This is a genomic window from Streptomyces sp. WG5 (assembly GCF_049974565.1).
Classification (GTDB): Bacteria; Actinomycetota; Actinomycetes; order Streptomycetales; family Streptomycetaceae; genus Streptomyces.
Window position 1 is genome coordinate 27,396 of record NZ_JBNGGC010000028.1, and the last position, 24,185, is coordinate 51,580.

The following is a 24,185-nucleotide window of genomic DNA, read 5'->3' on the forward strand; positions in this document are numbered from 1 at the left end:
CAGCCCCACGGACGGCTTCGGCCGACCGAGCATCTGGAACTAGCTCTGGGGCAAGTGCCTCGCCGCGAAGTCCAGTTCCAGCCGGACCTGCTTGATCCGCTCCTCCACCACCAGTGACCCGTGCCCCGCGTCGTACCGGTACACCTCGTGGACCGCGTTCCTGGACTCCAGGCGCTTGACGTAGTTCTCGACCTGGCGGATCGGGCAGCGCGGGTCGTTGACCCCCGCCGAGATGTAGACCGGGGCCTTGACCTGGTCGACGTAGGTCAGCGGGGAGGACGCCTCGAAGCGGTCGGGGACCTCTTCGGGGGTGCCGCCGAGCAGGGTGCGGTCGAGGGCCTTCAGGCCCTCCATCTCGTCGTGGTACGCGGTGACGTAGTCGGCGACGGGGACGGCGGCGATGCCCAGCGTCCACGCCTCGGGCTGGGTGCCGATGCCGAGGAGGGTGAGGTAGCCGCCCCAGGAACCGCCGGTGAGGATCAGGCGGGCGGGGTCCGCGAGGCCGGAGGTGACCGCCCACTCGCGCACCGCCGCGATGTCCTCCAGCTCGATGAGACCCACCCGGTGCTTGAGGGCGTCGGTCCACGCGCGGCCGTACCCGGTGGAACCACGGTAGTTGACGCGGACCACCGCGTACCCGTGGTCGACCCAGGCGGCGGGGCCGGCGGCGAAGGAGTCGCTGTCGTGCCAGGTGGGGCCGCCGTGGATGTCGAAGACCGTCGGGAGTGGTCCGGTCGTGCCGGCGGGCTTCTGGACCAGGGCGTGGATGCGGCCGCCCGGCCCTTCCACCCACACGTCCTCCACCGGTACCGAGCCGGGTGACTTCATGCCGGGCGGGTCCAGGACGACCCGGCCGGTCGTCGAGCGCACCGCCGACGGCTCGGCGGCCGAGGACCACAGGTACTCCACGCTGCCGTCCGGGCGGGCCGTCGCCCCGGAGACGGTGCCGGCCGGGGTCTCGATCTCCACCAGCTCGCGTTCGGCCAGGTCGTAGCGGAACAGCTCGCTGCGGGCCTCGAAGCCGTGCACGATCAGCAGGCCGCTGCCGTCCGGGTACCACTCGGCGCTGACGTCGCCGGGCAGCTCCAGGGCGAGGTCGGTCTGCTCGCCCGTCGCCACGTCCCACACCAGGGGCTCCCAGCGGCCCCGGCGCTGGTGGCCGATGAGCAGGCGGGTGTCCCCGTCGACCGGCGCGAAGCCGAGCACCTCCAGGCCCAGCTCCTCCTCGCCGCCCTTCGTGTCGTCCAGCTCGGCGACCGTCGTGCCGTCGGGGCGCAGGACGCGCAGCGCCGAGTGCATGGCGTCGCCGTGCTCGGTGTGTTCGATCGCGATCAGCGTGCCGTCGTGGGAGAGGTCGCCGACGCCCGCGGACTCGCGGTGCCGGTAGATCTCCGCCGGGGGCCCGCCCGCGTACGCGAGGTGGATCGTCGTACCGTCCTCGTCGGTCGAGCGGCCGATCACCGCCGTACGCCCGTCCCGGCCGAGGGCGAGGCCCGCCGGGTAGGAGGGGTCGAGGCCCGGTACGGCCAGCTCGTCCTCGCCGCCGGGGAAGGGCTGCCGGCGCCAGACGCCGAACTCGTCGCCGTCCTTGTCGTCGAACCACCAGATCCAGTCACCGTCGGGTGAGAGCACCCCGTCCGTAGTGCCGTTGGGCCGGTCCGTCACCTGGCGCTGCTCGCCGGTCGAGCGGTCCCAGGCGTACAGCTCGTACGTCCCCGTCGCGTTCGACACGAACAGGGAGTGGTCCGGGGCGTCCTCGGCCCAGTCGGGCAGCGACACCCGGGGCGCCCGGAACCGCCTCTCCCAGTCGGGCATGTGCTCGGTGCTCTCGTCCTGCCGGCCGTTCCGTCCCCGCCGCTGGTCCGACGACGCGGACCCGTTGCTCTCAGTCATGGCCCCATACTGCCCCGACCCGGTGGTGACGTGCGGACCAGATCCCCAGCCTGTGGAAAACTTCGCCCGCCCCGGCCCGCTCCGACGCTTTTCCACAGCCCCGCGGCCGGGTCGCGGGGCCGCGCCCCGTACCGTGGGGGGCGTGTACCGGTTTCTGCTGACGCCCCGATGGTGGGGGATCAACGTCTTCGTCGTCCTGGCCATCCCCTTCTGCATCTTCATGGGTTCGTGGCAGCTCGGCCGGTTCGAGGACCGGGTGCAGGACCACGCGACCACGACCACCGAACAGGACCCGGCCCGCCGCGAGGCGGCCCGCCCGCTGGCCCAGATGCTGCCGGTGGACAAGGCGACGGTCGGCGAGCAGACCACCGTGAGCGGCCGGTACGCCGACCAGCTGCTCGTCCCGGAGCGGAAGCTGGACGACCGGGACGGCTTCTACGTCCTCACGCTGCTGCGCACCGACTCGGGTGAGGCGCTGCCGGTCGTGCGCGGCTGGCTGCCCGGCGAGCCCGACCCGGCGAAGGCCCCGGCCCCGCCCACCGGCGAGGTCACCGTCACCGGAGCGCTGCAGGCGGCCGAGTCGCCCGGCAGCAACGGTGTCAGCGGACGTTCCGGGTGGCCGGCCGGGCAGACCGGCGCGATCAGTGCGGCGACGCTGCTGAACCTCGTGCCGTACGACGTGTACGACGCGTGGGTCACGCTCAACGAGGGCGACTCCGGGATGCGGGCCGTGCCCGTGAGCGCGCCGCAGGGCACGGGGCTGGACCTGAAGGCGTTCCAGAACCTCGGCTACACCGCCGAGTGGTTCGCCTTCGTCGGCTTCGTGATCTTCATGTGGTTCCGGCTGCTGCGCCGGGAGGTCGAACTCGCCCGCGACGCGGAACTCGGCCTGGCCCCGGAGGATGAACTGGACCCGAAGCCGGAGTCGGAGTCGGAGCCGCACCGCAGCCCGTCCGGCGTCTGACACCGGCCGCGCCGCGGAGCCGGAGCGCGGTCCCGCCGGCGCGCCACAGGCCGGGCGTGGGGGTGCAGGCCGGGCGCCCTACTCCGTAGCCGCCAGCACGCCCGTCCAGTACACCGTTCCCGCACAGGCGTTGGACACGGTGGCCGTCGCCGAGCCCGAGCCGCCCTCCGGGGTGTACGTCACCGACACGCTTCCCTCGGCCGGGCCGTCCTCGGTGACCAGCTGGGTCGTGGTGCCGGTGTCGTCGGCGCCGGTGGGGGTGCCGCCCGTGGCGGCCGTGGGCTGGGTGGGCGAGGGGTCGGGCGTGGGTCCGCCGGTGCCGCCTCCCGTGGTGCCGCCGGTGGTGGGACAGGTCTCCGAGGGCACCCAGGCGAACTGCACCTCGTACGCGGAGCCGGACGGCAGTGTCAGTGCGGCGTTCTCCAGGGACGGGTCGGGCAGTCCCGCCGCGGCGTCCCCCGCGACATGCCGTGCCGTGCCGATGTCGGCGGCGTCCGCCGCGCCCTGCGCGGTGGCGACCACGCTGCCGGGGCCGGCGACGGTGCAGCCGTCCGCGGAGACGTTGGTGACGCGGAAGGAGCCGTAGACCACACCCGTCGAGTCGGGGGCGGCGCTGCTCGCGACGGCCGCGCCGAGCTGCTTCGCCGTGCATGTGGGGATGTCGGCGGCGGCGCTGGCGGAGGGGCCGGTGCCGGGGGCGGAGCCCGTCGCGGCACCGCTCGCCCTGTCCGTGGGCTTGTCCTCGGGGCCGCTCTTCTCCTTGCCCTCGGCCGTGCCCGCGGAGCCGGCGATGCCGCTCTGCCCGCCGGCCGGGTCCTTGCCCTGGCTGGTACCGCCCTGGGCCTGTGAGGCGTGTCCCGCGACGGACGGGTCGGCCCCCGGCCCGGTGGCGTTCGAGACGTGCACGAGGGCCGGGACCGCCGTGCCGATGAAGAGTGCGGCGGCGGCCATACCGACGACGGCCTGGCGCTTGCGGGCCCGCCGTGCGGGGACCGCGCGGCGCAGGTGGTCCAGGGTGCCGTCGCTCGGCTTCACGTCCTGGACGGCCTGGTGGAGCATCCTGCGCAGGGCCAGCTCGTCGGAGCCGAGGCCGTCGAGCCTGTCAGGCCCCTGAGTGTCGGGGCCCTGTTCGGCGGGGCCGTTGTTCACAGTTCCGTTCCCAGCGTGCGTGTACTTCGAGGGTTCTTGCCCGGCGGGTCCGGCCGGCCCGGACGGCGGCTCGGCGGGTCCGGTCGGTGCGGTCCCTTCCCGGGGCCCGTGCTCGTCGCGGGCGGCGCGCCGTTCGTCGTCGCCGTCGCTCATGCCGGTGCCTCCATGGCCACCCTGAGCGCCGCGATGCCGCGTGATCCGTACGCCTTGACCGAGCCCAGGGATATCCCGAGCGTCTCGGCGACCTGCGCCTCGGTCATGTCGGCGAAGTAGCGCAGGACGAGCACCTCGCGCTGGCGGCGCTGCAGTCCCTTCATCGCCTTGATCAGGGAGTCGCGCTCCAGCTGGTCGTAGGCGCCCTCCTCCGCGCTCGCCATGTCCGGCATGGGCTTGGAGAGCAGCTTGAGGCCGAGGATGCGGCGGCGCAACGCCGAGCGCGAGAGGTTGACGACGGTCTGACGCAGGTACGCCAGGGTCTTCTCCGGGTCACGGACGCGTTTGCGCGCCGAGTGGACGCGGATGAAGGCCTCCTGGACGACGTCCTCGCAGGAGGCGGTGTCGTCGAGGAGGAGCGCGGCGAGGCCGAGCAGCGACCGGTAGTGCGTCCGGTACGTCTCGGTGAGGTGGTCGACGGTGGTACCCGCCGCCACCGTGTCCCCGTCCGCGCCGTCGCGCTGGTTCGGAATGCGGGCCGGCCGCGCTGCGGGCATCGGCGCGATCACCGGCATGCCACCGGCCGGACCGGCCACACGGGGACGGACGGGCCGGACGGGTGGCCGCACAGCGGGGCCACGCGTCGCCGCGGGGAAATCGAGTACCTCTGCCACGCCAGTTGGACACGCCCACCCCCATGAGGGTTGTACGTGCCGGGCGTCACGTTCCCGCGTCTGCCGGGCGGCCACCCGGCAGACGGTGCGTCATAGGCCCTCATCGTCCCGCTCTTCCCCTATGTCCCATGTGAACGAGCGTCCCCACGCCCGTCCTCGGCGTCCCCACGCCGACCACGCGGCACCGCGCCCTGAATGGGTGACCGCAAAGACGCTCCCCGCCCTTCGCACGGTTGCGGAGGGCGGGGAGGAAATCCTCTGATGCCACAGGTGCCGGGTACAAGTAGTCCGGACCGATTTCCGGATCACATCTCGTTCATGGATCCTACAAACGAAGTCCACAGCGGCCAGAGTTCTTCACCCTGCTTTTTCCACCCGGCGGTTTCCCAGCGCCGGTTTCCCAGCGCCGGCTTCCCACCGGCGGCTTCCCGTACGGCGTTTCCCACCCGGCGCTCCACCGGCCGTCCTGTGGTCAGACGAACTCGGCCGCCACCAGCTCCGCGATCTGCGCGGTGTTCAGCGCGGCGCCCTTGCGCAGGTTGTCCCCGCAGACGAAGAGTTCGAGCGCCGTCGGGTCGTCCAGGGCCCGCCGCACCCGGCCGACCCAGGTCGGGTCGGTGCCGACCACGTCGGCGGGGGTCGGGAACTCCCCCGCGGCCGGGTTGTCGAAGAGGACGACCCCGGGCGCGGTGGCCAGGATCTCCCGGGCCTTGTCGACGGTGACCTCGTTCTCGAAACGGGCGTGCACGGTCAGGGAGTGAGTGGTGACCACCGGCACCCGGACGCACGTCACGGCGACGGGGAGGGCCGGCAGCCCGAGGATCTTGCGGGTCTCGTCCCGCACCTTCATCTCCTCCGAGGACCAGCCGTCGTCCTTCAGCGAGCCGGCCCACGGTACGACGTTCAGCGCGACCGGTTCCGGGAACGGCCCGGTGTCGTCGCCGACGGCCCGCCGCACGTCACCGGGGCTGGTGCCCAGCCCGGTGCCGGCCACCAGGGACAGCTGCCGGCGCAGCGTCTCGACGCCTTCCCGTCCGGCACCGCTCACCGCCTGGTACGAGGAGACGACCAGCTCGCGCAGCCCGAACTCGGCGTGCAGCGCACCCAGCGCCACGATCATGGACAGCGTCGTGCAGTTGGGGTTGGCGACGATGCCGCGCGGCCGCATCCGCACCGCGTGCGGATTGACCTCGGGCACGACGAGCGGCACGTCCGGGTCCATCCGGAACGCGCCGGAGTTGTCGACCACCACCGCGCCCTTGGCGGCGGCGACCGGCGCCCACTGCGCGGCGACCTCGTCGGGCACGTCGAACATGGCGACGTCGACCCCGTCGAAGGCCTCCTCGTTGAGCGCCACCACCTCGACCTCCTCACCGCGCACGGCCAGCTTGCGGCCGGCCGAGCGCGGGGAGGCGATCAGGCGGATGTCGCCCCAGACGTCCGCGTGCTGGGACAGGATCTGGAGCATGACCGCACCGACGGCGCCGGTCGCTCCGACGACGGCCAGGGTCGGCCGCCCGGTGCGCCCGGCACCCGCGATGTCGACCATCAGCGCCCGGTGCCTCCGTAGACCACGGCCTCGTCGCTGTCGGAGTCCAGTCCGAAGGCGGTGTGCACGGCGCGGACGGCCTCGTTCACGTCGTCCTTGCGGGTGACGACCGAGATGCGGATCTCGGAGGTCGAGATGAGCTCGATGTTCACCCCGGCCTCGGAGAGCGCGGTGAAGAAGTCGGCGGTGACGCCCGGGTTGCTCTTCATGCCCGCGCCGACCAGGGAGATCTTGCCGATCTGGTCGTCGTAGCGGAGCGAGTCGAAGCCGATGCCGGAGCGGTTCTTCTCCAGCGCGTCGATGGCCTTGCGGCCCTCGGCCTTCGGCAGGGTGAAGGAGATGTCCGTGAGGCCGGTGGATGCCGCGGACACGTTCTGCACGACCATGTCGATGTTGACCTGGGCGTCGGCGATCGCCCGGAAGATCGCGGCGGCCTCGCCCGGCTTGTCCGGGACACCGACGACGGTGACCTTGGCCTCGGAGGTGTCGTGCGCGACACCGGAGATCATGGCCTGCTCCACGTGCTTTTCCCCTTGCTTGATCGGCTCGCTGCTGACCCACGTGCCCTGCAGTCCGCTGAAGCTGGACCGGACGTGGATCGGGATGTTGTACCGGCGGGCGTACTCCACACAGCGGTGGAGGAGCACCTTGGAACCGGAGGCCGCGAGCTCCAGCATGTCCTCGAAGGAGATCCAGTCGATCTTCTTCGCCTTCTTCACCACGCGCGGGTCGGCGGTGAACACGCCGTCGACGTCGGTGTAGATCTCACAGACGTCCGCGTCGAGCGCGGCGGCGAGGGCGACGGCGGTGGTGTCGGACCCGCCGCGCCCCAGCGTGGTGATGTCCTTGCTGTCCTGGCTGACGCCCTGGAAGCCGGCCACGATGGCGACGTTGCCCTCGTCCACCGAGGTGCGGATGCGGCCCGGCGTCACGTCGATGATCCGGGCCTTGTTGTGGACCGAGTCGGTGATGACTCCGGCCTGGCTGCCGGTGAACGACTGGGCCTCGTGGCCCAGGTTTTTGATCGCCATGGCCAGCAGCGCCATGGAGATACGCTCTCCGGCGGTCAGCAGCATGTCGAGTTCGCGCCCGGCAGGGATCGGCGATACCTGCTCGGCGAGATCGATCAGCTCGTCCGTCGTGTCGCCCATCGCGGAAACTACGGCGACCACCTGGTTGCCGTTCTTCTTCGCTTCCACGATCCGCTTGGCGACGCGCTTGATGCCCTCGGCATCGGCTACGGAGGAGCCTCCGTACTTCTGCACGACAAGGCCCACGTGCGCTCCTCGCTCAATCAGTCTCTTTCCGCACGTACGTATATGTACTGCGGTCGGCTCATTTTACCGAGCGTCCGGATTTCCCCCCTGCGGTATCGCATGGTGAGACCCGGGTACTCGCTCAGGCTGGCTCATGCCCATCGCGACGCGGGTCACTCGGGAAAGTGCGGTGTGTCACACGTTCACAAGCGGGACGGGTCAGTCGGCGAGCTCTTCGAGGGACTCGGTGTCGAGAGTGATGTCGACGGGGGAGGGGAGGTGCACGGGGGCGCCGAAGGCGCTGTTCGCCTGCTTGCGGTAGCGGCCGTCCTTCGGCTCGGTGAACACCGTGACCGAGCAGTCGTCCCGGTCGACGAGGAGATACACGGGGATACCGGCGGCGGCGTATGCGTCGGGCTTCTCGACTCGGTCGCGCTGGTTGGTGTCGGAGTCGTACGACGTGACCTCAACGGCCATGAGAGCTCCCTCAGCCTCGGACCATTCACCGTGGCCCTTCAAGCCACCCACCCGCACCAGCACACCGTCCGCGCGGGCTCGTCCCTTTCGGTACTTCTCCGTCTGCAGCCCACTCTCCGCGTGCAGCCACAGGTCCGGCCGCTGCTGCACGCACACCCGTTGCAGCCACGCGATCATCTCGCGGTGGTTGCCGTCCGCCATGGGCTTGACCACGACCTTTCCGCGAATGAACTCCAGCCACACGGACTCCGGGGCATGGCGTTCGAACTCCTCGAACTCCTCGACTGACATCTGGGGCCGGTGCTCGGTCCTAGGCCTAGGGCTCATGGCGTCGCCTCCTCGGCACCATGGTGCCCCGACCGGCGCCTCCTGCACGCTCACAGCGCCCGCTCCGCCCTCGGCGGCAGGCCGGCCGCCGAGCGCACCTCCGCCGCTCGGCGGGGGACGTCCACGACCTCGTACACCGCGTCGGGGACGGCCAGGAACGTGTCCGGCACGTAGCCGACGTCCAGCAGACCTGCCTCCTCGGCGGCCACGGCCGCCTCGAACCCGGCGCGGCAGTCGGGGCACATGCCGCCCTTGATCTCCGTGGTCCGCTCGTCCGCGTCGCAGTCCATGCAGGCCATGACCGCCCGGGTCACGCGGGCCCGGCGCGGGGCGGCCTTCTGGCGGATCTTCGCCTTCTTCGGGGGCATCTTGTTCTCCAGTCGGTTGCGGGCGAGTCCGCCCGGGTTGTTCACGGTCACGGGAAGGCCCTCGGTCACCGCGCGGGTGATGTCCCCGGGCGTCGCACCGCGCGACAGCCACTCCCCCGCCAGCGAGGCGAGGGACCGGCAGTCGGATTCGGACAGGGACATACGGGGGTCCGCCTCGCGGATTCCGGCGAGGGTGAGGTACGAGGTGGAGGCCTCGGAGTCGGGCTCGGACCCGGGCTTGGGCCCGGGCTTGGGCCCTGCCTGCGGGTCGGCCTCCGGTTCGGGCTGCTCGGGCTCGTCGGTGCGGGCCAGACCGGGGCGGAGGTCACCGGGCACGATCCGGCCCTTGCGCTCCCGCGCGAACTCCTCCCACCACGCGCCCGACCTGCGCGTACGCGACCAGTACGTCCGCGTGACCCACCGCATGGTGTTGTCCTCGACGGTGATGTGCTCCCTGATCCAGCGCAGGTGGCCGGCGTCGGCGAGGCGGTTGAGCGACGTGCGCACCGCCTGCTGGCCGTAGCGGGGGTGCTGTGCCGCGAGCACCTTGTGGCCCATCGCGTGACCGTCGTCGAGGTGGTCCACGAAGACGGCGATCTCCGCCTCACGCGGGCTCAGGTGTGCAAAGTCCGGGTCCGCGTGCGGGTCTTCGTCGCCCGCGAGGTGTTTTCCGTAGCCCGGATTGGCCATGGGGTGGGACGGGGAGGGCAAGGCGGGACTAGGGTTGGCGTAAGCCACGGTCGAACCCTCGATTCGTTCCGTAGGTCAGGTCCCGGATTGGTGTTGGCGCACCGCCGGGACCGACTCATTTGCCGGTCATATGCCGCGAACCTAGAGCGGCTTTACACAGCGACGCAAGCTGATCACAGACCGTCACCCTTACGAGGTACGGCGCGTCAACTCACGTACAGACTTGGTTGGTTGGGTATTTCAACCAGACCAGGAAACCAGGGGAAGAGCTCGGATCCCGAGGCTCAAGCTCCGGGCTGAACTGCGGCGATGAAGGCCGACCAGGCCGGTGCGGAGACGTGGAGTTCGGGGCCGGTGGGCGCTGTCTTGGAGTCGCGGACGCGGAGGCTCGGAGAGAACGTGACTTCGAGACAGTTCGCGCCTTCGGGATCGCTGTAGCTGGACTTGAACCACGTCGGCTGGTCAACCATGGTGATCATTAGCCATCCGCTCGATGAAGTGGGCCGACTCAGTGGGGCTGAGAGCCTGGGCGCGAATCAGGGTAAGTCGCTCGGTCACGCGCCGGACAATGGCCGAGTCGGCCGTCAAATCACTGATGAATACGCACTCCGTGTAGGCAGACCGCTCGTGGTCGCTGGTCTCCAGCAGCACCATAGGCCCCATGAGCGCGCTGGGGATGGACCGTTCGAAGGGAAGCACCTGCAAGACGACGTTGCGCAGCTCCGACGCCCTCACCAGGTGACGAAGCTGTTCGTCGTCCACCAGCGGAGAACGCAGAGCCGCCTCGTAGACGACGAAGGCGAAAGCCACTGGCACCTTGCGGTCCGTGAGCATGGACTGCCTTTCCAGCCTTCCGGCGATCCGGTGCTCCAACGTCTGTTCATCCAGTGGCGGCACGTAGCCCTCGATCAGAGCGCGCGCGTACGCCTCGGTCTGCAACAGCCCGGGAATCAACCCGACCTCGTAGGACCAGTAGCTGATCGCCTCTCGCTCCCGCTCCATGAAATTCTGCGCCCGCTTGGGGAACTTCTCCCGCTGCAAGTAGTCCTTCGCCGCGCTCAGCAACCCCTCCGCCCCGCACAACTCGTCCGCCACGTCGAGCACGCGCGACGTCGGCATCCGTACGCCCTGCTCCATCGACTTGATGGTGTCCGGCGAGTAGTTCGCGGCCTCGGCCAACTGCTCTCTGCTCACGTTGGCCTTGGTGCGCCAGCGCTTCATCTGGTTACCGCTGTAGCGCCAAGCAACAGGCGATTGAGACACAGCACGCACCTCCGACCGATACACCCCGGCGTGTATCACCCCAGTCACTACCGAGCGTAGCCCCGTCGACACCACCGTGTGACCATGACGGAGACACTGCACCGCCCCTCCTGGGTCCCGGCCACCGGACACCGACTGCACCTCGCCGGCGTGCATTTCGACGCCGTACGGATCGACGGCATCCGTGGGGAACTGGTCGCCGACTGGCTGGTCGACGCGTCGGGCGACGACGCGGGGCCGATCGTGTGCGAGGCGGGCGGCGGGCGGTGGGTGTACTTTCTGCTCGCGCCCGGTGAAGTCGCGGCGTACGACTGGCCCCTGGGTGTGCAGCACTTCGGCGGTCGTACCCGAACCGTCACGTACGTCGGCATCCCGGCGCTGGAGGGCAACACCTGGCCGCTGCGCTGGTACAGCGCGCCCACGGTGACCGCGCCGTACGTGTCCGCGACGAAATTGCGTGCGGCGCTGACGCCGAGCGTCGCATGATCGCCGTATGTCGAGACCCTCTAACGGACCACGCGCCCCGCGTTCGAACGAACTGCCCGGGGCCGCGCAGGCCGGCGACGTGGAAGGGGTGGCCCGGCTGCTGGACTCGGGAGTCCCGGTGGACGCCGTCAACGACCAGGCGCGGTCCGCGCTCGACCTGGCGGTGCAGGAGAACCACGTCGACGTGGTACGGCTGCTCCTCGCGGCCGGTGCCGATCCGGCGCTGCACGCCGGGTACTACCACGACCACACTCCGCTGACCTATGCGGCGTCGCTCGGGCACACGCCCGTCGTCGAGGCGCTGCTGGACTCCGGGGTGTCCATGCGGGCGCAGGCCGACAGGATTCCGTACACGCCGCTGGTGACGGCGGCGAGCTCGAACCACACCGGGACCGTCGACCTGCTCGCCGAGCGTGGCGCGGACCTCGAGGACAGGGCCATGAAGGGGAGGACGGCCTTGGAGTGGGCGTCCTGCTTCGGGCACGTCGAGGCGGTACGCCGGCTGCTCGGCCACGGCGCCGAGGCAACGCCCCGGGCGCTCGACTGCGCGCGTCGGCACGCGGGCCGGGACGAGGAGAAGCGGCACCGCTACGAGCGGATCGCGGACGACCTGCGCGCCGCGGGGGCCGACGGCTCCGCTACGTGACCGGCCGCAGCCCCAGCGGGCCCGCGATCTCCTGGACCATCACCCGGCCGGCCTCCGTCTCCAGGGTCTCGTCGCCGAGGTCCTGGTCGGTGTCCAGGCCGTCCAGCTCCTCCAGGGGCTGGTTCAGGCGGACGTGGGCGACGACGGACTGGAGGGCGCGCAGGGTCGCGGAGGCCGTGGAACCCCAGTTGGAGAAGTAGGAGAACTGCCACCACCACAGGGCCTCCGTGGTGCGGCCCGCCTTGTAGTGGACCATGCCGTGCCGGAGGTCGGTGATGACGTCGGTGAGGTCGTCGGAGATACGGGCCGGGACCCGGGCCCTGCGCGGCTCGTAGGGGTCGAACACCTCGGAGTAGACGTCGATCGGTTCGAGGATGCGGGCGAGGTTCTCGCGCAGGTCGTCCACGTCCAGCTCGGGGCCCGGGTCGGGCTCGTAGCGCTCGTCCGGGACGATGTCCTCGTGGGCGCCCAGCCGGCCGCCGGCCAGCATGAGCTGGGAGACCTCCAGGAGGAGGAAGGGGACCGCCGAGTCCGGTTCGTCGCCCTTGGCGACCTCGGTGACGGCGACCAGGAAGCTCTCGATCTGGTCCGCGATCTGAACGGCGAAGTCGTCGGGGTTCTGGTTGGTCGCGTGCAGAGTGGCGTCAGACATCTAGGAGTCGTCTCCCCTCGAAGGCGCGGCCGAGGGTCACCTCGTCCGCGTATTCCAGGTCGCCGCCCACCGGGAGGCCGCTGGCCAGGCGGGTGACCTTGAGGCCCATGGGCTTGATCATGCGGGCGAGGTACGTGGCCGTGGCCTCGCCCTCCAGATTCGGGTCCGTGGCCAGGATCAGCTCCGTGACCGTGCCGTCCGCGAGGCGGGCGAGCAGTTCACGGATACGGAGGTCGTCGGGGCCGACTCCGTCGATCGGGCTGATCGCGCCGCCGAGCACGTGGTAGCGCCCGCGGAACTCGCGGGTGCGCTCGATGGCCACGACGTCCTTCGGCTCCTCCACGACACAGATGACGGAAGGATCACGCCGGGTGTCGCGGCAGATGTTGCACTGCTCCTCCTGCGCGACGTTTCCGCAGGTCGCACAGAAGCGGACCTTGGCCTTCACTTCCATGAGGGCCTGGGCCAGCCGCCGTACGTCGGTCGGTTCCGCCTGAAGGATGTGGAAGGCGATCCGCTGCGCGCTCTTGGGACCGACGCCGGGCAGCCGCCCGAGTTCGTCGATGAGGTCCTGGACCACGCCTTCGTACAACGGACTGCCGTCCTTCCTGAGGTTCCTGCACTACGTACGGTAGAGGGCTTCGGCCGGTCTGAGAAAGGCGAACTCAGAAAGGCAGGCCGGGGATGCCGCTGCCACCGCCCATGCCCTGGGCGAGCGGACCCAGCTTCTGCTGCTGGAGGGCCTGCGCGTTCTCGTTGGCCGCCTGGACCGCGGCGACGACCAGGTCGGCGAGGGTCTCGGTGTCCTCCGGGTCCACCGCCTTCGGGTCGATCTGCAGGGCGCGCAGCTCGCCGGAGCCGGTGACCGTCGCCTTCACCAGACCGCCGCCCGCCTGGCCGTCGACCTCGGTCCTCGCCAGCTCCTCCTGCGCCCGGGCGAGGTCCTGCTGCATCTTCTGGGCCTGCTGAAGCAGCTGCTGCATGTTGGGCTGGCCACCACCGGGGATCACGTTCAGCTCCTGTCGCCGCTGTCGCCGCGGGGTCACCGCGGGATTTTTGCCGTTCGGCACGAGCCTACGTGGTCCGCGCGGCCCCCGCTCCAGCACTCTTTCGAGTGATGCCGAGGGGAGGCCTATATCTGATTAACGCCCCCTTCCGGGCGGAAAAGCGGCCGAACCCGGGTCTTCGCCACCCATTGGGCGGTAGGAAGGATTCCGCGCACGAGGTCTTCAGGGCGTCTTGGGGTCTTCACGGACGGCGACAGTAGGGAGTGCCGGGTGGGTCAGCCGGGGATGCAGCCCGAGGGGCCGCCGCAGGACGGGCGGGGTGGTGAGGGGGCGGCCGGGCCGCGACCGGGCGACCTGACCGGGCGGGCGTTTCCGCTCGGGGACTGGGCACTGCCCGCGGAACGGCTGGACGAGCTGTACCGGTGGGTGGAGCGGGGCGCGCTGGACACGGCGGCCTGGTACCTGGCGGACCGGGTGTGGAAGCGGCGGAGCGCCGTCGCGCTGCGGACCGGGGCCGCGGCCGGGGCTCTCGCCGGGGCGGCGCTGCCGCTGCTGGACATGTCCGGGACGGTGGGCAGGGGCGCGCCCTGGGGGTATCTGGCGCTGCTGGTCGCGGTGGCGTGCGTGGCCGCGGACCGGTACTTCGGATTCACGTCCGGCTGGATGCGGGACGTGGCGACGGCGCAGGCGGTGCAGCGGCGGCTTCAGGTGCTCCAGTTCGACTGGGCGTCGGAGAGCGTGCGCGAGGTGCTGGGACCTGCGGACGGAACGGCGAGCGAGGCGGCCGAACGGTGTCTGCTGGTGCTGCGGCGGTTCTCCGAGGACGTGACGGAGCTGGTGCGGGCGGAGACAGCGGACTGGATGGTGGACTTCCGGACCGGGTCGGCACCGCTGGAGCTGCAGGCGGGGGCGTCCGGAGGGGGACGCCCGGAAGCGGGGGCAGGGGGGCCGGGACGGTTCTCGGTGTCGTCGAACGGGCCCCGGCCGAACATGCCCCGGCAGCGGCCGCCGGAGCCCCGGTGACGGACGTCGCGGTGCGAGCAGGGGTGCGGCCGGCCCTCAGGGACCGGGGGTGTGTGCCGGCGGCGACGGCGGACGGGAGGCGGTTGCGCGGGCGGCGGGCGGCTACCGGCGTCGGTAGGTCAGCTTTTCGCCGTTGCCGGTGTTGGTGCGTTCCAGGGTGCCGTTCGGCAGGAGGGTGACCCGGGTGGGGTCGCCCGGGCGGCAGGAGGTGGCCGGGCCCGCCGTCACCCTGGACGGGCCGATGTCCAGGGGGCCGTCGGAGCCCGGGGCACCGGCCAGGTCGGCCTCGAAGACGCAGTGGTAGGTGCCGTTGCCGGCGGGGCCGTCGGCGACGAGGGACAGGACCGTGTCGCCCACGTCGCCCTGCCGGATGGTCAGCCGCCGGGGGTGGACGCCGGACTCGTTGTCGATGGTCGTCGCCCAGGTGCCCAGGTAGGCCGCCGGGATCGTGCCGTCCTCGGCCGCCGACGACGTGGGCGCCGCCGGCCGGTCGTCCCCGGTCGTCGGCGCCGGGCTGCCCGTACCGGGGCCCGGGTTCTGGGACGCACCGACCGTCGAGGGGCTCGAGCGGTCGTCGTCGGCCCGGCTCGCGCCGTCGCCGTCCCCGCTCATCAGGGCGTAGACCGAGCCTCCGGCGCCCAGCGCGACGACCAGGGCGACCACGATCAGCAGCGCGGTGGACCGGCCTCTTCGGGGCGGCTCGGCGGGCGGGCCGTACGGAGGGGGCCCGTAGGGCGGGGTCGAGCCGAGGCCGCCGTACGGCGGGTGGTACCCGGGAGGCGCGGTCCAGGCCGGTGCCGGTGCCGGGGCGTAGCCGTGGGCGGGCGGCTGGGGATGGGGGTGGGGTTGCGGGTGGGGGTGTTGCGGCTGGGGGTGTTGCGGGTGGCCGTGGGCGGGCGGAGGAGTCGGGGGGCTCTGGCCCGCGACCAGGGTGGGGAGGTGGTTCAGCGGGGTGCCGCTGCCCGGCTCACGCGGTGGCGGCGGGCCGCCGTCCGGCGGCGTCGTGCCCGGTTCGGGCCCCGGGAACCGGTCCTGGGGCCGGAGCGGGTTCCGGAACGGGAGCGGGCTAGCGTCCGCGTCCGGAGCGTCCCGCTCCGGGCCGGCCGCCGCGTCGTCGCCCCCGGCGGTCCCGGCCGCGCCCGGTGACTGCGGGTCCTCCGTGTCCAGCAGCAGCACCGCGTGCCGGCCCAGCTGGGCCACCAGCACGCCGGGCAGCCAGGGATCACGGGAACGGCCGTCGGCGACCGTGTCGTGCGCCCCCGTGCGCTCCAGGACCTCGGCGAGGGCGGGCCGTGCGGCGGGGTCCTTCCTCAGGCAGTCGCGGACGAGGTCGGCGATGCCCTCGGGCACACCGTCCAGGTCGGGTTCCTCCTGCGCGATGCGGAACATCAGCGCGTGCACGCCGCTGTCGGTGGTGCCGAAGGGCAGCTTGCCGGTGGCCGCGTAGGCGAGGACCGAGCCGAGGCAGAAGACGTCGCACGCGGGCGTGACGCGGTCGCCGCGCACCTGCTCGGGCGCCATGAAACCGGGCGAGCCGACGAGCGCGCCGGTGCGGGTCAGCCCGCCCTCGGTGACCGTCTCCAGGGCCCGTGCGATGCCGAAGTCGATGACCCGGGGGCCGTCGATGGTGACGAGCACGTTGGACGGCTTGAGGTCGCGGTGCACGATCCCGGCGGCGTGGATGTCCTGGAGCGCGTGGGCGAGCCCGGCGGCCAGGGTCCGCACCGAGCGCTCCGGCAGAGCGCCGTGGTCGTGCCCCACGACCTGCTGGAGGCTGGGGCCCGCGACGTACCCGGTGGCGACCCACGGGACGGCGGCCTCGGTGTCGGCGTCCAGCACGGGTGCCGTCCAGTACCCGCCGACCCGCCGCGCGGACCCGACCTCCTGCCGGAACCGCTCCCGGAACTCCTCCTGCGCGGCCAGCTCCTCGCGGACCAGCTTGACGGCGACCGTGCGTCCGCGGTCCGAACGGGCCAGGTAGACCTGGCCCATGCCGCCCGCACCGAGCCGGCCCAGCAGTCGATAAGCGCCGATGTGCCGCGGGTCCCCGACCCCGAGCTTCTCCATGTCGCGCCGCCTTCCCCCGCACGTGAATCCACGTGAGCAACACCACAACGATAGTGCGGGGCGGCCGTTCGGTGAGCCGGTCCGGTTCTACGGTTCCGTAACAGGCGGGCCGAGGGAGCCCAGCACCTTCGACAGGCGTTCGAGGGCCTCGACCGCCTCCGCCGGCGCCGCCTCGGACCCGTAGGAGACGGCACTGGTGCGCGTGGTCGTCGAGCAGGCCCTCCCGGGCCAGCCCGGCGGTGGCGCCGCAGAGGGCGGCGACGGGCACACCGGCGTCCAGGACGGCGCGGGCGGTACGGGCGAAGGGGGCGAGGTCGGCGGAGGTGTCCCACCGATCGGCGCCCGGCAGGATCAGCAGGGAGCTGTCCTCGGGGCGCAGGCCGGCCAGGCCAGGCCGGGCTGGACGCGCAGGCCGCCGATGCTCGTGACGGGGGCGGTGGTGGGGCCGACGGTACGGACCGCATGGACGTCGACAACCTGTCGTGGAAAGGCTCCGACCGCAGACAGGACGCCGATTCCGTTTCCGCATCGCGGACATCTACCCTCGGCCGCATGACCCCTCAGCCCAACCCCCAGGCCGGCGCCGCCGTGAAGGCCGCGGACCGCGCGCACGTCTTCCACTCCTGGTCCGCGCAGGAGCTCATCGACCCGCTCGCCGTCGCCGGCGCCGAGGGGTCGTACTTCTGGGACTACGAAGGCAAGCGCTACCTCGACTTCGCCAGCGGGCTCGTCTACACCAACATCGGCTACCAGCACCCCAAGGTCGTCGCCGCGATCCAGGAGCAGGCGGCACGGCTGACGACCTTCGCGCCCGCGTTCGCCGTCGAGGCGCGCTCGGAGGCGGCCCGGCTGATCGCCGAACGGACACCCGGCGACCTGGACAAGATCTTCTTCACCAACGCCGGCGCCGACGCCGTGGAGCACGCCGTGCGCATGGCGCGGCTGCACACCGGGCGGCCGAAGGTGCTGTCGGCGTACCGCTCGTACCACGGCGGCACCCAGCAGGCGATCAACCTCACCGGCGACCCGCGCCGCTGGGCCTCGGACAGCGGCACGGCCGGTGCCGTGCACTTCTGGGCACCCTTCCTGTACCGCTCGCGCTTCTACGCCGAGACCGAGGAGCAGGAGTGCGCGCGGGCGCTGGAGCACCTGGAGACGACGATCGCCTTCGAGGGGCCGGGGACCGTCGCCGCGGTCATCCTGGAGACGATCCCGGGCACGGCGGGGATCATGACGCCGCCGGCCGGTTACCTGGCCGGGGTCCGCGAGATCTGCGACAAGTACGGGATCGTCTTCGTCCTGGACGAGGTCATGGCCGGCTTCGGGCGGACCGGCACGTGGTTCGCGGCCGACCTGTACGACGTCGTGCCCGACCTGATGACCTTCGCCAAGGGCGTGAACTCGGGCTACGTCCCGCTGGGCGGTGTCGCGATCTCCGCGCGGATCGCCGAGACGTTCGCCGAGCGGCCCTACCCCGGCGGGCTGACCTACTCCGGGCACCCGCTGGCCTGCGCCGCGGCCGTCGCCACCATCAACGTGATGGCGGAGGAGGGCATCGTCGAGCACGCCGCCCGGCTCGGGGCCGAAGTCGTCGAGCCGGCCCTGCGGGAGCTGGCCGCACGCCACCCGAGCGTGGGCGACGTGCGCGGCACCGGCATGTTCTGGGCACTGGAACTGGTGAGGAACCGGGAGACCCGGGAGCCGCTGGTCCCCTACAACGCGACCGGGCAGGCCGCCACCCCGATGTCCGCGTTCGCCGCCTCGGCCAAGGCGCACGGTGTGTGGCCGTTCGTGAACATGAACCGGACCCACGTGGTGCCGCCGTGCAACATCTCCGAGGCCGAACTGAAGGAGGGCCTGGCGGCCCTGGACACCGCACTGTCCGTGGCGGACGAGTACACCGAGTAAGAGCTGCCCGCATACGGGCAGGGTGGGAACCCGAGCGCGTAAGGTGGCGTGCTCGTACGCAGTGGACACGCGTACGAGCATGCCCCGAACGCGACGAGGAGACGCCCGACCATGCCCGGTCCCAGCGGCACCGGTGCCGTCACGCGCAGCACCCTGCGCCAGCAGATCGCCGACGCACTCCGCGACGAGGTGCTGGCCGGGCGGCTCCAGCCGGGGCAGGAGTTCACGGTCAAGGAGATAGCCGAGCAGTACGGGGTGTCCGCGACGCCCGTGCGCGAGGCCCTGGTCGACCTGTCCGCGCAGGGACTCCTCGACGCCGACCACCACCGCGGCTTCCGCGTACACGAGTACTCGGTCGACGACTTCCGCGGCATGATCGCGGCCCGCTCCCTCGTCACCGACGGAATGTTCCTCGTCCTCATCGACGACCGCCGGGGCGGCCCGGACCCCGACGACCCGCGGATCGTCGCCGCCCTCGCCGGGGTCCGGCGGCGCGGCGAGGAGGCGCAGCGCGCCGCCGCGGCCGGCGACCTGCCCGTCCTCATCGGCTACGACCTGCGGTACTGGCGCGAGCTGGCCGTGCTCTTCGGCAACCGCTACCTCTCCGACTTCCTGCACCGGCTGCGCGTGCAGAGCTGGGTGTGCACGGTGCAGCACCTGCGCCGGCTCAGCGATCTGCGCGGCGCCCTGTGGTCCGGGCACACCGAACTGGTCGACGCCCTCGCCCGCCGCGACGCCGCGGGGGCGCGCTCGCTCGTCGACGCGTACAACGCCCACTCGCTCGCCCTCATCGAGCGACTCGCCCGGCAATGACCGGGGATGACCAACGCCCGGGGTGTCGTGGTCCGGCCCCAGATGGGTATGGGATCTGCACACAACCCGCGCCGCCCCGTACCGACACCCACCGACTACGCTTCGCTTCGCTGACCACCGTGCTGTGTGAGGAGCCCTCTTTTGGCCTGTGACCTGTGGCTGGTACCGCTCGTCGACGTCTTGTGCCACACGCCGGACAACCCGTTCGCCGAGGAACTCGCGCAATACGACAAGGTGCTCGCCGAGGCCGGACTGCCGCCGGTGCCGGTGTACCAGTACATGCCGGGACTCTCCGGCGAGGTCGCCCCGGTGGCCGGATTCGACTACGACGCGCTGCACTTCCTGCGCCGCGCCTACCTGCTCCAGGTCTGCGGGCTGCCGGTGACGCCGGTGGACGAACTCGGCGGCGACTACGAGCAGTTGCTGGAGATGTTCGAGACGACCGCCCAGCAGTCGCACCTGGTCTGGCACTACGACCACGCGGGCGCCTACGTCCCCGTCGACTTCCCGCACCCGCTCGCGAGCGATGAACTCCTCGCAGGCGGCGGCCCCTTGGGCTCCTCGCACACCCTGCTCCGGGAACTGGAGGCCGTCGGCCCGGCCCTCGGTATCGATCCGGCCAACCCTCCGGCACCGCCGCATCCGCCGCTCGCCCCGACGGAACTGGAGGAACCGGCCGCACCCGTACCGTACGAGTCCGGCCCCTTCGCCCGGGAGCGCCATGTGTGGCTGGGGCTGCACGCGGGGGCCACGCGGAGCCTGGCCCAGGGATCGATGATCGTCTTCAGCTGACCGGCCGGTCAGCGCGGCTGGGAGAGACCCGGGCGGAGCGGACCGACCGGCTACAGGACGACGTCGGCGTCCTGGAGCCCGACGCACTTGCGGTCCTGCGGGAGCCACTCCACAGCGGGTTCCAGCGCGGTGAGGACGCCGCCCACCTCCTCGCGCGGCCCGGTGTACGTGAACTCGACGGCCGGGGAGCGCCCGTACGTCCGCAGCACGCTCACGCCGTCGCGCTTGAGCCGCTCCTCGTCCAGGACCCAGTCGACACCGTCGACGGTGACGCAGAGGTTGATGTTCGGCGGCAGTTCCTCGGCGCCGCAGCGGAACACCGCCTTCTGGCCGCCCCAGGAGGCGACGCCTTCACCGAGGGCCCAGTCGCGCGTGGCGCCGGGGAGGTCGTCGGGGAGGCGGTCGACCACCTTGTCGCACTGGGCGTCGTCCGCGTGCGGGGCGGCGGAGACGCGGTGACTGTCGACATAGAGGAGCCCGCCGGTGACGGCGACGACCGCGACGGCCAGCCAGATCCACATCCGGGTGGTGGGCTTCCGCATGTTCCGATCCGCTCCGCGCTGTCCGTCCGCTGCTGGCACCCGCCAGCGTATCCGTCGGGTGGACGGCGGCGGCCGGGGCCCCGCTCGGACCCCGGCCGCCGCCGTCCACCCGCCGTTCCTACAGGAACGAGTTGATCTCGATCGTCTCGTCCCGGCCCGGGCCCACGCCGATCGCGGAGATCGGAGCGCCGGACATCTCCTCCAGCGCCTTGACGTACGCCTGGGCGTTCTTCGGCAGCTCGCCGAAGGTCTTCGCCTTGCTGATGTCCTCGCTCCAGCCCGGCAGCATCTCGTAGACCGGCTTCGCGTGGTGGAAGTCGGACTGCGAGTACGGCAGCTCCTCGACGCGCTTGCCGTCGATCTCGTACGCCACGCAGACCGGGATCTGCTCCCAGCCGGTGAGGACGTCGAGCTTGGTGAGGAAGAAGTCGGTGAGGCCGTTGACGCGGGTCGCGTAACGGGCGATCACCGCGTCGAACCAGCCGCAGCGGCGGTCACGGCCGGTGGTGACACCGCGCTCGCCGCCGATGCGGCGCAGCGCCTCGCCGTCCTCGTCGAACAACTCCGTCGGGAACGGTCCGGCGCCGACACGGGTCGTGTACGCCTTCAGGATGCCGATGACCCGGCTGATCTTCGTCGGGCCGACGCCGGCGCCCGTGCAGGCACCGCCCGCGGTCGGGTTCGACGAGGTGACGAAGGGGTACGTGCCGTGGTCGATGTCGAGCAGCGTGCCCTGGCCGCCCTCGAAGAGGACCACCTTGTCGTCGTCGAGGGCCTGGTTGAGGACCAGGACGGTGTCGGCGACGTACGGGCGGAGCTTGTCCGCGTAGCCCAGCAGCTCCTCGACCACCTGGCCCGTGGCGATCGCACGGCGGTTGTAGAGCTTGGTGAGCATCTGGTTCTTGGCGTCGAGCGCCGCCTCGACCTTCTGGGTGAGGATCGACTCGTCGTAGAGGTCCTGGACGCGGATGCCCACACGGTTGATCTTGTCGGCGTAGGTCGGGCCGATGCCGCGGCCGGTGGTGCCGATCTTGCGCTTGCCGAGGAAGCGTTCCGTCACCTTGTCGACGGTCACGTTGTACGGCGTGATGATGTGCGCGTTACCGCTGATCAGGAGCTTGGACGTGTCGACGCCGCGCTCGTTCAGCCCGCTCAGCTCGGAGAACAGGACCGACGGGTCGACAACGACGCCGTTTCCGATGACCGGCGTACAGCCGGGAGACAGGATTCCGGAAGGGAGCAGGTGGAGGGCGTACTTCTGGTCGCCCACGACTACCGTGTGGCCGGCGTTGTTGCCGCCTTGGTAGCGCACCACATAGTCGACGGAACCACCGAGCAGGTCCGTCGCCTTTCCCTTGCCTTCGTCACCCCACTGAGCACCGAGCAGCACAAGTGCGGGCACGCGCGTACACCCCTTCCGGGCGGGGCATGTCCAAGGTCGAGGGCGTACGCGGTGGGTTTCCGCCACGTACACCGCGACCGTCGTTGGCCGCCAACCGTCGGACCGGATGCCCCGGAATAGACGAAGCCCCTGGCGCAATAGCGCAAGGGGCTCTTGCACAAGGATGCTACCCGAGGAAGCGAGGCATGGCCGAGGTGGCGACTTCCGCGACATCTTCCGGAACATCTTCCGCGGTGCCCGATCAGCTCCTGGTGGTCGTCGATCCGGTCGCCCGGCGGACGGACGGAGAGTCCGTCCGGATCGCGAAAGACGTGCTCAGCGCGGGTGCGGCGAGCACGAAGGTGTGTCTGCCGGACGGTCCGGAGGAGTTCGCCCGGGCACTGCGGCGAAAGGGTTCGCGACGGCCCGTCGTGATCGGTGACGACCGCGCGCTGCTGCGGGCCGTCACCCTGCTGCACCGGCAGCGGGAGCTGGCGGACTGCGCGCTGTCGGTGGTGCCGGTGGGAGCGGTCCTGGGCCTCACCCGGGCGCTCGGTCTGCCGTCGGGCGCGGTCGCGGCGGCCCGGACGGTGCTGGACGGTGCGGAACGCCGGCTCGACCTGCTCGTCGACGACAGTGACGGGGTGGTCCTGGGAGCGGTGAGGATTCCGCCGGTCCCGGCACACGGGGGTGCGCAGGCGGGGCCGGGAGCGCCGGCTCACCCCTGGCTGCGGACCTGCCAGTCCCTCGTCCGGTCGCTGGCGTCCTCACGGCCGGCCAGGATCACGGCGCCCCTGGGGGCGGCCGGTCCGGAGCGGCTGCGGGTGGAGGTCGACGGGGTGATCCTGGTCGACCTGGACCAGCCGGTCGAGGCGGTGTCGCTGATGCCGGGTGCCGGCGGGGTGGCCGTGGTGGAGGTGCGGCCGCTGTCGGTGGGCGCGGAGGCGTCGCCGCTGACGGCGCGGGGGCGGACGGTGACCGTGTCGGGGGCGCACTTCCGGTACCGGGCCGACGCGGTGGTGTCGGGGCCGGTGGGAACGCGGACGTGGACGGTGCGGGAGGGGGCGTGGGGGCTGACGCTGCCGACGAGGTAGGGCTGGTCAGGCGGCACGGGGAGGGCTGGCCAGACGGCACGGGGAGGGCTGGTCAGACGGCACGGGGAGGGCTGGCCAGACGGCACGGGGAGGGCTGGTCAGACGGCACGGGGAGGGCTGGTCAGACGGCACGGGGAGGGCTGGCCAGGCGGCACGGGGAGGGCTGGCCAGGCGGCAGGGCTGGTCAGGGCCTCGCCGTCCGGCCGGTTGCCGGACGTCTCGCATACGCGCCCGGGTGCGGCGTGGAGGCCGGGCCCGTACGCCGCTCGTCCCTGGGAAGACGCACAGGAACGGGCCACCGCCGACGCGGTGCTCCGAGCCCCGCTCATCGTCGGTCGCTCTGCCATGACGGTCACGGTGCGCCTCCCAGCGGTGCGGGCCGGCCGCACCTCGGCGTAGTCGGCCGCACACGCGGACGTGCCCGTTCCCGGCGCCCCCGGCCGCCCCTCAGCCCCGCCCGAACCGCTCCGCCCGGTGCACGCGCCAGCGCTCCATCATCGCGGCGATCTCCCCGTCGACGAACTCGAAGAAGGCCAGCGTCTCGGCCATGCGGCGCCCCGCCGGGGTCTCGGCGCCGAGGCTGGCGACGCCTTCGCGCAGCGCGCTCCCCCAGCTCTTCAGGACGGCCTCGCGGTTGGTGAGCGCCTCGTACCACTGGTCGCTGTGCACCCGGTACCGCTCCCGGCGCGAGCCCGGTTCCCGCTCGCGCGAGACCATGTGCTGCTGCGAGAGGTAGCGCACGGCCCCGGAGACGGCGGCGGGGCTGACCCGGAGCTGCTCGCCCAGTTCCGCCGAGGTCAGCGAGCCCGAGTCGGAGGCCAGCAGCGCGGCGAAGACCCGGGCCGGCATGCGCTGCATCCCGGCCTCGACGAGCTGGGCGGCGAAGCCCTCCACGAACTTCGACACCGCCTCGGGGTCACGATCCCGTTCCGCCGGCTCCGTTGCTTCCCTCATCCTTCGATCATCCCTCACATCCTGACGCTTCCTTAACTTCACAAATTTCTGAAGGAA

General features: G+C 71.7%; 24 protein-coding genes and 1 pseudogene. 8 read left to right on the top strand and 17 right to left on the bottom strand.

From position 1 onward, the window contains the following. Positions 1–39: 39 nt before the first annotated feature. Positions 40–1,893 (bottom strand): S9 family peptidase, encoded by a 1,854-nt coding sequence (locus ACP4IX_RS26105; protein ID WP_426520801.1) that lies wholly within the window; start codon positions 1,891–1,893, stop codon positions 40–42. A gap of 142 nt (positions 1,894–2,035) precedes the next feature. Between ACP4IX_RS26105 and ACP4IX_RS26110 the strand changes: the two genes are divergently transcribed. Beyond that, positions 2,036–2,857 carry an SURF1 family protein gene (locus ACP4IX_RS26110; RefSeq protein ID WP_426556876.1) on the top strand — a complete coding sequence of 274 codons (822 nt, stop codon included), beginning with the start codon at positions 2,036–2,038 and terminating at the stop codon, positions 2,855–2,857. A gap of 78 nt (positions 2,858–2,935) precedes the next feature. On the opposite strand, the gene ACP4IX_RS26115 is transcribed toward ACP4IX_RS26110, so the two are convergent. The 8 genes from ACP4IX_RS26115 to ACP4IX_RS26150 all read right to left on the bottom strand — a co-directional run bounded on the left by ACP4IX_RS26115 (position 2,936) and on the right by ACP4IX_RS26150 (position 10,721). Continuing rightward, on the bottom strand, positions 2,936–4,159 hold the full coding sequence (locus ACP4IX_RS26115) for a hypothetical protein (protein ID WP_426556878.1): 1,224 nt from the start codon (positions 4,157–4,159) through the stop codon (positions 2,936–2,938). Further along, positions 4,156–4,734 carry a SigE family RNA polymerase sigma factor gene (locus tag ACP4IX_RS26120; protein ID WP_426556939.1) on the bottom strand — a complete coding sequence of 193 codons (579 nt, stop codon included), beginning with the start codon at positions 4,732–4,734 and terminating at the stop codon, positions 4,156–4,158. Before ACP4IX_RS26120 ends, ACP4IX_RS26115 begins: the two co-directional genes overlap by 4 nt. Positions 4,735–5,305: 571 nt before the next feature. Next, entirely contained in the window at positions 5,306–6,382 is a 1,077-nt protein-coding gene (locus ACP4IX_RS26125) for an aspartate-semialdehyde dehydrogenase (protein WP_426556880.1), read from the bottom strand. Further along, positions 6,382–7,659 carry an aspartate kinase gene (locus ACP4IX_RS26130; protein WP_426520809.1) on the bottom strand — a complete coding sequence of 426 codons (1,278 nt, stop codon included), beginning with the start codon at positions 7,657–7,659 and terminating at the stop codon, positions 6,382–6,384. Before ACP4IX_RS26130 ends, ACP4IX_RS26125 begins: the two co-directional genes overlap by 1 nt. 198 nt (positions 7,660–7,857) lie before the next feature. Then, complete coding sequence (locus ACP4IX_RS26135; protein ID WP_426556882.1) at positions 7,858–8,442, bottom strand: Uma2 family endonuclease; 585 nt, start codon at positions 8,440–8,442, stop codon at positions 7,858–7,860. A 50-nt stretch (positions 8,443–8,492) separates the two neighbouring features. Next, on the bottom strand, positions 8,493–9,500 hold the full coding sequence (locus ACP4IX_RS26140) for a hypothetical protein (protein WP_426556884.1): 1,008 nt from the start codon (positions 9,498–9,500) through the stop codon (positions 8,493–8,495). Positions 9,501–9,784: 284 nt separating this feature from the next. Further along, positions 9,785–9,979: a DUF397 domain-containing protein gene (locus ACP4IX_RS26145; RefSeq protein ID WP_426520817.1), complete on the bottom strand. Its 195-nt coding sequence runs from the start codon at positions 9,977–9,979 to the stop codon at positions 9,785–9,787. After that, complete coding sequence (locus ACP4IX_RS26150) at positions 9,963–10,721, bottom strand: helix-turn-helix domain-containing protein (RefSeq protein ID WP_426520819.1); 759 nt, start codon at positions 10,719–10,721, stop codon at positions 9,963–9,965. Before ACP4IX_RS26150 ends, ACP4IX_RS26145 begins: the two co-directional genes overlap by 17 nt. A gap of 126 nt (positions 10,722–10,847) precedes the next feature. Here ACP4IX_RS26150 and ACP4IX_RS26155 point away from each other — a divergent pair, with 126 nt between their 5' ends. Both ACP4IX_RS26155 and ACP4IX_RS26160 read left to right on the top strand, forming a co-directional pair. Then, positions 10,848–11,249, top strand: coding sequence for a hypothetical protein (locus ACP4IX_RS26155; RefSeq protein ID WP_426520821.1), 402 nt, complete (start codon positions 10,848–10,850; stop codon positions 11,247–11,249). Positions 11,250–11,256: 7 nt separating this feature from the next. Continuing rightward, complete coding sequence (locus ACP4IX_RS26160; protein WP_426556886.1) at positions 11,257–11,895, top strand: ankyrin repeat domain-containing protein; 639 nt, start codon at positions 11,257–11,259, stop codon at positions 11,893–11,895. On the opposite strand, the gene ACP4IX_RS26165 is transcribed toward ACP4IX_RS26160, so the two are convergent. The 3 genes from ACP4IX_RS26165 to ACP4IX_RS26175 all read right to left on the bottom strand — a co-directional run bounded on the left by ACP4IX_RS26165 (position 11,888) and on the right by ACP4IX_RS26175 (position 13,557). Then, complete coding sequence (locus ACP4IX_RS26165) at positions 11,888–12,547, bottom strand: DUF5063 domain-containing protein (RefSeq protein WP_426556888.1); 660 nt, start codon at positions 12,545–12,547, stop codon at positions 11,888–11,890. The genes ACP4IX_RS26160 and ACP4IX_RS26165 overlap by 8 nt on opposite strands. Next, positions 12,540–13,139, bottom strand: coding sequence for a recombination mediator RecR (gene recR, locus ACP4IX_RS26170; protein WP_007451877.1), 600 nt, complete (start codon positions 13,137–13,139; stop codon positions 12,540–12,542). Before recR ends, ACP4IX_RS26165 begins: the two co-directional genes overlap by 8 nt. A gap of 73 nt (positions 13,140–13,212) precedes the next feature. Continuing rightward, positions 13,213–13,557: a YbaB/EbfC family nucleoid-associated protein gene (locus ACP4IX_RS26175; RefSeq protein WP_426521091.1), complete on the bottom strand. Its 345-nt coding sequence runs from the start codon at positions 13,555–13,557 to the stop codon at positions 13,213–13,215. A 267-nt stretch (positions 13,558–13,824) separates the two neighbouring features. Here ACP4IX_RS26175 and ACP4IX_RS26180 point away from each other — a divergent pair, with 267 nt between their 5' ends. Next, a complete protein-coding gene (locus tag ACP4IX_RS26180) occupies positions 13,825–14,577 on the top strand; it encodes an SLATT domain-containing protein (protein WP_426520827.1) in 753 nt (250 codons plus the stop codon). 102 nt (positions 14,578–14,679) lie between these two features. Here the strand turns inward: ACP4IX_RS26180 and ACP4IX_RS26185 are convergent, their stop codons facing one another. Both ACP4IX_RS26185 and ACP4IX_RS26190 read right to left on the bottom strand, forming a co-directional pair. After that, complete coding sequence (locus tag ACP4IX_RS26185) at positions 14,680–16,644, bottom strand: serine/threonine-protein kinase (protein ID WP_426556890.1); 1,965 nt, start codon at positions 16,642–16,644, stop codon at positions 14,680–14,682. A gap of 151 nt (positions 16,645–16,795) precedes the next feature. Continuing rightward, positions 16,796–17,109, bottom strand: a pseudogene (locus ACP4IX_RS26190) (DJ-1/PfpI family protein); the annotation flags it as partial. An 87-nt stretch (positions 17,110–17,196) separates the two neighbouring features. On the opposite strand from ACP4IX_RS26190, the gene ACP4IX_RS26195 reads away from it, so the two are divergent. The 3 genes from ACP4IX_RS26195 to ACP4IX_RS26205 all read left to right on the top strand — a co-directional run bounded on the left by ACP4IX_RS26195 (position 17,197) and on the right by ACP4IX_RS26205 (position 20,157). Further along, a complete protein-coding gene (locus tag ACP4IX_RS26195; protein ID WP_426521093.1) occupies positions 17,197–18,552 on the top strand; it encodes an aspartate aminotransferase family protein in 1,356 nt (451 codons plus the stop codon). A gap of 111 nt (positions 18,553–18,663) precedes the next feature. Continuing rightward, entirely contained in the window at positions 18,664–19,365 is a 702-nt protein-coding gene (locus tag ACP4IX_RS26200) for a GntR family transcriptional regulator (protein ID WP_426556892.1), read from the top strand. A gap of 141 nt (positions 19,366–19,506) precedes the next feature. After that, positions 19,507–20,157 carry a hypothetical protein gene (locus tag ACP4IX_RS26205; RefSeq protein WP_426520833.1) on the top strand — a complete coding sequence of 217 codons (651 nt, stop codon included), beginning with the start codon at positions 19,507–19,509 and terminating at the stop codon, positions 20,155–20,157. Between the two features lie 50 nt (positions 20,158–20,207). Here the strand turns inward: ACP4IX_RS26205 and ACP4IX_RS26210 are convergent, their stop codons facing one another. Together ACP4IX_RS26210 and ACP4IX_RS26215 are read right to left on the bottom strand one after the other, a co-directional pair. Continuing rightward, on the bottom strand, positions 20,208–20,699 hold the full coding sequence (locus ACP4IX_RS26210; protein ID WP_426520835.1) for a DUF3515 family protein: 492 nt from the start codon (positions 20,697–20,699) through the stop codon (positions 20,208–20,210). A 118-nt stretch (positions 20,700–20,817) separates the two neighbouring features. Continuing rightward, positions 20,818–22,101 carry an adenylosuccinate synthase gene (locus ACP4IX_RS26215; RefSeq protein WP_426520837.1) on the bottom strand — a complete coding sequence of 428 codons (1,284 nt, stop codon included), beginning with the start codon at positions 22,099–22,101 and terminating at the stop codon, positions 20,818–20,820. Between the two features lie 185 nt (positions 22,102–22,286). On the opposite strand from ACP4IX_RS26215, the gene ACP4IX_RS26220 reads away from it, so the two are divergent. After that, on the top strand, positions 22,287–23,174 hold the full coding sequence (locus ACP4IX_RS26220; RefSeq protein ID WP_426520839.1) for a diacylglycerol kinase: 888 nt from the start codon (positions 22,287–22,289) through the stop codon (positions 23,172–23,174). A gap of 447 nt (positions 23,175–23,621) precedes the next feature. Here the strand turns inward: ACP4IX_RS26220 and ACP4IX_RS26225 are convergent, their stop codons facing one another. Next, the gene (locus tag ACP4IX_RS26225) at positions 23,622–24,128 is read right to left on the bottom strand and encodes a GbsR/MarR family transcriptional regulator (RefSeq protein WP_426556894.1); all 507 of its coding nucleotides are present in this window, start codon (positions 24,126–24,128) and stop codon (positions 23,622–23,624) included. Between the last annotated feature and the right edge of the window lie 57 nt (positions 24,129–24,185).